This is a genomic window from Microcoleus sp. B13-B6 (genome assembly GCF_036705405.1).
Lineage (GTDB): Bacteria > Cyanobacteriota > Cyanobacteriia > Cyanobacteriales > Microcoleaceae > Microcoleus.
This window is the reverse complement of the sequence record NZ_JAUBUJ010000063.1, coordinates 42,957-50,742: the sequence shown is the minus strand read 5'-3', so window position 1 is coordinate 50,742 and position 7,786 is coordinate 42,957. Positions and strand designations below refer to the sequence as shown.

Here is a 7,786-nt window from a genome sequence, read left to right as displayed (position 1 = left end):
AGCATCATTTCGGTGCTGCCTCTGCTGACTCGCTCAAAGGCTGCTAATAAGGTTTCAACTTCTGTTTCTCTGCCGTAGAGCTTTTCGGGGATGAGGAAATGGTCTGTAATATCCCGCGTTGCCAATGCAAACGTCTCAATTTTACCCGTGTTTTGTAATTGAGCCAGACAAATCTCTAAATCGTGTTTCAGTCCTAATGCACTCTGATAGCGATTTTCCGCATCCTTGGCCATCAGTTTACTAACAATTTGGGATAAAATTAGGGGGACTTCGGGGTTGATTTGATGTACGGGAATCGGCTGTTTGGCTAGATGACAATGCACTAACTCCATTGGGTCGTCTGAGTCGAAGGGTAACTGTTTTGTCAACAATTCATAGAAGGTGACACCCAGCGAATAAAAGTCACTCCGATAGTCAATGCCTCGATTCATTCTTCCTGTCTTTTCTGGGGAGAGATAAGCTAAGGTTCCTTCGATGGTGTTGGGATTCTGGATTTCTTGGGTTTCTCTCAGCAGCAGGGAAGAAATACTGAAGTCAATGAGTTTAATTTGTTTGCTATGTGGGTTAATCAGAATATTGGCTGGTTTGATATCTTTATGAATAACTCGGTTTTGGTAGAGAGAGTGGAGAATATTTGCTAGTTCCCTGGCTAGGGTGAGAAAGTTTTCTAAAGATAGAGATTTATCGGGTTGGTTTTTATCAATTGCTACCTCGGCATAAGTAGACAGGGACACTCCTCCAAAGTCCTCCATTATCAAAGCATAGGCGTTTTTGTAAGGTGTTAAATCGAGGGGTTCAACCACTCCAGGTAGACGTAGATTTTTGGCGATGGTATATTGGTTGCGGAATTGCAGCAGTTCGCTGAAGCTGGGGTATTCGTTTCGCAGCAGTTTGATGACGACTGGAGTCCGATCGCACTCCCGAACACCGCGATAAACTAGAGTGCGAGACCCTGCATAGAGTTGTTCTGTTATGCGATACCCAGGCAGGTCAGTAATTCTCTCCATTTTCCAGTCCTCAATAAATTGGGGGTTACTATATATCTAGTTTACTCAGCAAACTTGGAAAATTCTCAATGGCCTCTAATGTTCCTGCACTTGTCAGTCCGCCTTCTGTACGAACGATCGCAGATCCTTCGATACAGCAGCCATCTTATTAATTGTTTTACGGCTTTAGATTACCAACTGATAATAAGCGGCAATCCCGGTCGAAAATCTACCTGTTGTCCCTGCACTTCTCCATCAAAACCAAGCTCCACAAAATACTCGGTTCCTATCCGTAACTTTAGCTGATTTGTCTCAAGCACTGCTTGAAGTTCAGGTGACGGATTATTGGCAGCAGGACTGACTAATTCTACACGAGTAATTTCGCGGAAACCAACACCATGATCCAAAGGCTGTGACTTATCAGCAAAGTATTGATCTGGACGTTTACCAAAGGAAATTTGGAAAAGCATCGGCTCAGTCAAAACATCACTATTTGTTCCTACTGCGATACTCATCGTTTCAGATAAATAAGGTGGACGATATGCCCAACTAGAAAATGCAACTGTGTCCTCAGAACCTTTGGCGGGACGCAAACAGATGCCAAATGGACACGCACCATTATTCCGATTTGTCGATCGCTCCCAAAGACGAGTCCGATGAATTGGCTCAGACTTCGCCTCTTCTGGATCGTGAATCCATAACAATTCCAACATTGCGTTATGGAAAAAGAAAGAGCGATTGGCTGTACCTTGTCCGCGATGAATGCGAGATGCACCCTCAACTAAACCAAAGGATGATAAACGATTAGCTTCGGAAGCACCAATATCAGTAAAGATGAAAAGATGGTCGAATTCAAATGTCATAGCATTGTTCATAGAATTGAGCGATCGCTCAATTAATTTTAATCCTCTGTGATTGCTTTAAATCTTTCTTCCCAATCTAAAATCTAAAATCTAAAATCTAAAATCGATAATCCCAAACCTCTACTCAGTAAATCTTTCCCAATCTAAAATCTACAATCTAAAATCTAAAATCGCCCGATCGATAATCCCAAACCTCTACTCAGTAAATCTTTCCCAATCTAAAATCTAAAATCTCAAATCTAAAATCGCGCAATCGATCGCCCCAGCCTTCAAGTTACAACCAGATTGAGGAACCATCCGCCCGCATCCAGCAGTCTCAACATCCAGTTAGCGACAATTCTGCTAGAGTCAGGTCATCATCCCGTGCATCTTGTAGAGAGGCGATTCGCAGCCTCTGCCCCCAAAGCAGTAAAATCCCATCAGCTTGTCACCTGCCACCCGATCGGCAGTAAGTTAAAAATTAAGGTAGTTTGAAAATAATCGCCCAAAGTTGAAAGAAACCTTGACATCTGACCTAAACTCTCTAACTTAGACCCTCTAGCTGCGCTGCCATCCATATTTAAAAGATGCCATGTCAACCTTAGTCATCGTCGAATCTCCTACCAAAGCCCGTACCATCCGCAACTTCCTGCCCTCCACCTACCGTGTAGAGGCATCGATGGGCCATGTCCGCGACCTACCATCCTCCGCCGAAGAAATACCAGAAGCCGTTAAAGGAGAAAAATGGGCGCAACTGGGCGTAAACGTGGAAGCAGACTTTGAACCCCTCTACGTCATCCCGAAAGATAAAAAGAAAATTGTTAAAGAACTCAAAGACGCCCTCAAAGACGCCACAGAACTGATTCTAGCCACTGACGAAGACCGGGAAGGCGAAAGCATTTCCTGGCATTTGTTGCAAATCCTCAAACCCAAAGTGCCCATCAAGCGGATGGTGTTTCACGAAATCACCCGCGAAGCTATCCGCGACGCCTTAACTCACTGCCGCGATATCGACAATCGAGTTGTACAAGCCCAAGAAACTCGCCGAATTCTCGACAGACTCGTCGGTTACACACTCTCTCCGCTACTGTGGAAAAAAATCGCTTGGGGTTTGTCCGCCGGTAGAGTCCAGTCAGTCGCTGTACGCCTGCTGGTGCGCCGGGAACGGGAACGCCGCGCTTTCCGCCAAGGTAGTTACTGGGATTTAAAAGCCCTTTTGGAAAAGGGCAAGATTTCTTTTGATGCCAAACTCGTGACAGTCGGCAATGTAAAAGTTGCAAATGGCAGCGATTTTGATGAAAATACCGGGCAAATTATCGCAGGCCGCCGCGTACTTTTGCTGAACGAAGAACAGGCGCGGGCTTTACTCTCACGCATCCAAAACAAACCCTGGACTGTCACAAATCTCGAAGAACGGCCAGTCACCCGCAAACCTTCGCCGCCGTTTACGACCTCGACTTTGCAGCAGGAAGCTAACCGCAAGCTGCGGCTGGGTGCGCGGGAAACCATGCGAATTGCCCAAAGTCTGTACGAACGCGGTTTTATCACCTATATGCGGACGGATTCGGTGCATTTGTCCGAACAGGCGATCGAAGCGGCGCGCAGTTGCGTGCAAGAACTTTACGGCAGCGAATACCTTAGCCCCCAGCCGCGCAAATACACCACGAAAAGCAAAGGCGCGCAGGAAGCCCACGAAGCTATCCGTCCCGCTGGCAGCACTTTTCGGACTCCGCAGCAAACTGGATTGGATGGGATTGATTTCCGCCTCTATGATTTGATTTGGAAGCGGACAGTGGCTTCTCAAATGGCCGATTCCCGCCAAACTCACGTTACGGTACAAACTCAGGTAGAAGATGCCGGTTTCCGTTCCAGCGGGAAACGCATTGATTTTCCAGGCTTTTTGCGCGCCTACGTGGAAGGTTCCGACGATCCGAATGCGGCGTTGGAAGACCAAGAGGTGATTTTGCCGGCGCTGAAGGTGGGGGATAAACCTAATTGTAAGGATTTAGAGGCAGTTGGCCACGAAACTCAACCTCCCGCCCGCTACACGGAAGCTTCTCTGGTGAAAATGCTGGAAAGCGAAGGTGTGGGCCGTCCGAGTACCTATGCGAGTATTATCGGTACAATTGTCGATCGGGGGTATGCGAAATTAATAGCTAATGCCCTAATTCCGACATTCACCGCTTTCGCCGTCACGACTTTATTGGAAACACATTTTCCCGATTTAGTAGACACCGGTTTTACTTCCCGAATGGAACAAACCCTCGATGAAATTGCCACCGGCGAGGCGAAATGGCTGCCGTATTTGCAAAAGTTTTATACAGGGGAAACCGGACTCGCAACCCAAGTTAAAGAACAGGAAAGTCAGATTGATGCGAAAGTTGCCCGAACTGTGGTACTGGAGAATATTTCTGCTAAAGTCTGCATCGGCAAATTCGGCGCATACCTGGAATCTGAAAGCGAAGAAGGCCTGGTAAAAGCATCGATTCCCCAAGATTTGACCCCGGCAGATTTAGACCCGGATCAAGTGGAGTTTCTGTTAAAGCAAAAAATGGAAGGCCCGGAAAAATTGGGTCTTCACCCAGAAACCGGGGAACCGATTTATGTGCTGATTGGCAGTTATGGGCCATACGTTCAGTTAGGGGATGTTTCGGAAACGAACAAGAAACCGAAGCGGGCTTCTTTACCGAAGGGGACGGATAAGGATAGCGTGACGGTGGATATGGCGGTGAGTTTGTTGACTTTGCCTCGGTTGTTGGGAACTCACCCGGAGACGGGGGCGAAGGTGCAAGCTAATTTGGGGATGTACGGGCCTTATGTGGTGCATGACCAGGGTAAGGTGGGGAAAGATTATCGATCGATCAAACCGCCGGATGATGTTTTGACGATCGAGCTCGATCGGGCATTAGAATTGTTATCGCAGCCGAAAGCCGCCCGCGGCAGCAGCAAAACAGCTAAACCTTTGAAGGAATTGGGCGCGCATCCAGAATCGGGAGAACTTATCAATGTTTACGACGGCCGTTATGGGCCCTACGTCAAACACGGCGATATCAATGCTTCTTTGGCTAAGGATGAATCTGTGGAGAATTTCACCTTACAAAAAGCACTGGATTTGTTAGCAGCGAAGGAAGCAGCGGGCGGCGGAAAATCTAGCAGCAAGTCGAAGAAGTCAACTAAGACTGCGGCGGCGAAGTCGGAGACTGCGGCGAAGAAGACTGCAGAGAAGAAAACTACTGCGAAGAAAACCACTGCGGCGAAGAAAACCACGACTAAGAAGGCTGCGACTGCGACTGCGGCTAAGAAGAAGACAACGTGATTTTAGTTTAGTTTTCACTGATCGAGAAACCCGGACGGTGTAGGGGCGGTGTCCCCGTGCCCGCCCGGTTTTTTTGTTGGTAAAATACTGCACAAATTTAGGTTTGTAGTAAGGACTTCAGTCCTTAAAATTCGGCTTGAGTATAGTAGGGCATAAGGTCTCTTGAATGCAATTAAGATATGGACGGCGGTCCAGAACGATAGACTCGAATCACTTTTCCCGTCAATGTCTGAGCGATAGATATCGCATCATTAATATTAGCAGTCAGTCTAGCAATATCGTCATCTCGCGTGCAGGCAATAATACCATAGTGGTCAGGTTGCAGCTTGTGCATTTGAAAGAAATCCCGTCGGTTGACGGTCACAACAGCCCGATTTTCAATGATGGCAAATGCTAATACATCCTCATCAGGTAGTCCAGCATTTCCTGCTTCTTGAACAGTCAGGACATCATGCCCCAAAGACCGCAGGTTTTGCACGACTTGCCGAGGAAATTGTTCGTCTGCGTAGAGACACGCCATAGGTTTATTTGATATTTTCAGGTGTATCTAATATTTCGTCAGCCTCATCTTGCAGTCTAATTGCTTCCTCAATTTCGTCAGGATAAGCTTCAGCATAAGCCCAAACATTTACCAAATCAGCAGCACTGAGATGGGGATAGCAGTCTAGGATAAAAGCATCGGTAGCGCCGTCATTGCGATAGCTTGCGAGCAACCAAACGGGAATGCGAGTATTGTCAATACAAGCATCGCCGCCCATCACGCCGGGAGTTTTTGTAATCGGGCGTCCGCTGTTTTTCAGGCTTTGAGTTAAGATGCTGATTGCCTCAGCTTTGTCGATCGGCGTTAAGGCTAAGAGTTGCGCTTCTAATTCTTTGATAGTCATGAAATCTATTTGATTTATCAATTAGGTATGTATTTAATATTGTATGGCATCAATTGCTTTATGACTTGGAATGACACAATAACGGGAGCAAAAACAGGATTAACTGGTTTGCTAAATTGTCTCTGCTAGTTAGGTTTCTTGCAAAACGTTGTGAATTAATTCTGCTGCTAATTCTAACTTATCGCGCTGAGTCAGGGCTTCCATGTCAACGGTGACGACTGAGCGACGGTTGGGTGCGGGTGCGGGTGGGGGTGCGGCGGCGGGCAATTCCAGGGTTTCGTAGAAATAATCGATAGGTTTGCTGTAGACGGCGGCGAAGGCGGGTAACTCCCTCTCGGCGTCTACTTTGCGCTTGCCGTGTTCGATAGTAGAGAACGTCTGCTGGCTCATGGTGATGTCGTAGTTGATCTCTAACTGCTCAATGACCTGCTCTTGAGTCATGCCAAGGAGTTCACGGGTGGCGCGGAGACGCTGGCAAGCGTGAAAACGCCATGTCTGAATATCGGATAATCGTGTATTTACAAGAAAATTCTATAAATTTTGTTGACCAAGCTCCACAAGATAAAATACTATTACTCAATATAATCTTGTAAAGCTCGAATCATCATCAAGTACCCAGTACCAATTTCCAACCAGTCAAAGTCTGTTTGTCAATATCTTGAGAAAGGAATTCGCAATCTTATGAAGTATCAAGTTTTTTGTTGGTAGTATTGCGCTCTTAATATTGAGTATATCTCTGCCAGCTAATGCTCAATCAAAGACTCCTGTAACGGAGCAATTTGGTGCCACAGGAACGACACCAAATGCCAATGTATGGCGCGAAGAGTGTAGAAAGTTTTACGGAATCAGGCTCAAGCCAGATGGTACTTTCATGACTGATACTACTCCCATAACAGATGAATTCGGTGTTACGGGAAAAACACCTGATGGCAATCAATGGTTAAAAAGAATCAGTGGGACTTTCTAACTGTTGGTGCAGGTAAGCTGTTCTGTATTTAAATTGTATGTCAAAAACAATTAAAGTCTTGTGGGGAGTAGGGGTTGGGCGTCTAGCCCGCCCTGAATATACAATTTAAATGCGCGACAGCTTAAGTAAGAAAATAGAAAGGCGATCGCACTTTTTTCAACATCTCGATGAAAGTGCGATCGCTCTTTTTTACATAATTTGCACTGACTCAGTATTCATTTCAGTTAAATTAGTCAGTTTGATATCATTTGCGCGATCGATCGTACCACCCACCCTATTCCTGACCTCGCCCTGATCTAAAATCTCTTGGGCCACCAAAAAGACGATATGTGCGATCGACCATTTGTGACCCTCAAACCTTTTAAGGAGAAATGTCTGTGGGCGGATGCCATCCAGCACTAACCCACTGACGCCTGACAGTAACAGCAATATTATTGTTTAGCTGTAGTGCTGTTACTGTTGCGCGGCCGCAATCTGTAAGTCCAATAATTTCTGTAGCGTCTTCACTCCAAGCAAAATTTTGTGACCATTGTTGAGTGCGCGGATTAAACAACTTAACGTGCTTTTGCGTGACCGGATCTAATGCGTCAGTTTGGGTTCCTTTGTAATTATTGCACAGACTACAAGCCAGCCAGAGATTTTCTTCCTCGTCAGTACCGCCAATCGCTTTAGGAATAATATGGTCAATTTCCAATATTCCCAGGACATACATTTGTAAACTGCGACAATAACCGCACCGATTTTGAGCTTGGGCGCGAACTCTGGATCGCACTTGTTCGGAAATCGCCATT

8 protein-coding genes are annotated in these 7,786 nt (G+C 46.2%); 2 read left to right on the top strand and 6 right to left on the bottom strand.

The window, feature by feature from the left end:
* Both QUB35_RS24490 and QUB35_RS24485 read right to left on the bottom strand, forming a co-directional pair.
* A partial coding sequence (locus QUB35_RS24490) for a protein kinase domain-containing protein (protein WP_333144276.1) occupies positions 1–1,007 on the bottom strand: 1,007 nt, incomplete at its 3' end.
* Between the two features lie 170 nt (positions 1,008–1,177).
* Positions 1,178–1,849 carry a hypothetical protein gene (locus QUB35_RS24485; protein WP_333144275.1) on the bottom strand — a complete coding sequence of 224 codons (672 nt, stop codon included), beginning with the start codon at positions 1,847–1,849 and terminating at the stop codon, positions 1,178–1,180.
* A gap of 571 nt (positions 1,850–2,420) precedes the next feature.
* Between QUB35_RS24485 and topA the strand changes: the two genes are divergently transcribed.
* The gene (topA, locus tag QUB35_RS24480; protein ID WP_333144274.1) at positions 2,421–5,144 is read left to right on the top strand and encodes a type I DNA topoisomerase; all 2,724 of its coding nucleotides are present in this window, start codon (positions 2,421–2,423) and stop codon (positions 5,142–5,144) included.
* Positions 5,145–5,316: 172 nt separating this feature from the next.
* Here topA and QUB35_RS24475 read toward each other — a convergent pair whose 3' ends face one another.
* The 3 genes from QUB35_RS24475 to QUB35_RS24465 all read right to left on the bottom strand — a co-directional run bounded on the left by QUB35_RS24475 (position 5,317) and on the right by QUB35_RS24465 (position 6,529).
* A complete protein-coding gene (locus QUB35_RS24475; RefSeq protein WP_333144273.1) occupies positions 5,317–5,664 on the bottom strand; it encodes a DUF5615 family PIN-like protein in 348 nt (115 codons plus the stop codon).
* A 4-nt stretch (positions 5,665–5,668) separates the two neighbouring features.
* Positions 5,669–6,028, bottom strand: a complete 360-nt coding sequence (locus QUB35_RS24470; RefSeq protein ID WP_333144272.1) for a DUF433 domain-containing protein — start codon at positions 6,026–6,028, stop codon at positions 5,669–5,671.
* Between the two features lie 129 nt (positions 6,029–6,157).
* Complete coding sequence (locus QUB35_RS24465) at positions 6,158–6,529, bottom strand: helix-turn-helix transcriptional regulator (protein WP_333108483.1); 372 nt, start codon at positions 6,527–6,529, stop codon at positions 6,158–6,160.
* Between the two features lie 575 nt (positions 6,530–7,104).
* On the opposite strand from QUB35_RS24465, the gene QUB35_RS24460 reads away from it, so the two are divergent.
* The gene (locus QUB35_RS24460) at positions 7,105–7,290 is read left to right on the top strand and encodes a hypothetical protein (RefSeq protein WP_333144271.1); all 186 of its coding nucleotides are present in this window, start codon (positions 7,105–7,107) and stop codon (positions 7,288–7,290) included.
* A gap of 66 nt (positions 7,291–7,356) precedes the next feature.
* On the opposite strand, the gene QUB35_RS24455 is transcribed toward QUB35_RS24460, so the two are convergent.
* A complete protein-coding gene (locus tag QUB35_RS24455) occupies positions 7,357–7,785 on the bottom strand; it encodes an HNH endonuclease signature motif containing protein (RefSeq protein WP_333144270.1) in 429 nt (142 codons plus the stop codon).
* Between the last annotated feature and the right edge of the window lies 1 nt (position 7,786).

What these genes read in the sequence shown, in the direction of transcription:
- QUB35_RS24460 (WP_333144271.1), top strand. Translation starts at nt 7,105, where the DNA reads ATGCGCGACAGCTTAAGTAAGAAAATAGAAAGGCGATCGCACTTTTTT.
- QUB35_RS24475 (WP_333144273.1), bottom strand. Translation starts at nt 5,664, where the DNA reads ATGGCGTGTCTCTACGCAGACGAACAATTTCCTCGGCAAGTCGTGCAA.
- QUB35_RS24455 (WP_333144270.1), bottom strand. Translation starts at nt 7,785, where the DNA reads ATGGCGATTTCCGAACAAGTGCGATCCAGAGTTCGCGCCCAAGCTCAA.
- QUB35_RS24485 (WP_333144275.1), bottom strand. Translation starts at nt 1,849, where the DNA reads ATGACATTTGAATTCGACCATCTTTTCATCTTTACTGATATTGGTGCT.
- QUB35_RS24470 (WP_333144272.1), bottom strand. Translation starts at nt 6,028, where the DNA reads ATGACTATCAAAGAATTAGAAGCGCAACTCTTAGCCTTAACGCCGATC.
- topA (WP_333144274.1), top strand. Translation starts at nt 2,421, where the DNA reads ATGTCAACCTTAGTCATCGTCGAATCTCCTACCAAAGCCCGTACCATC.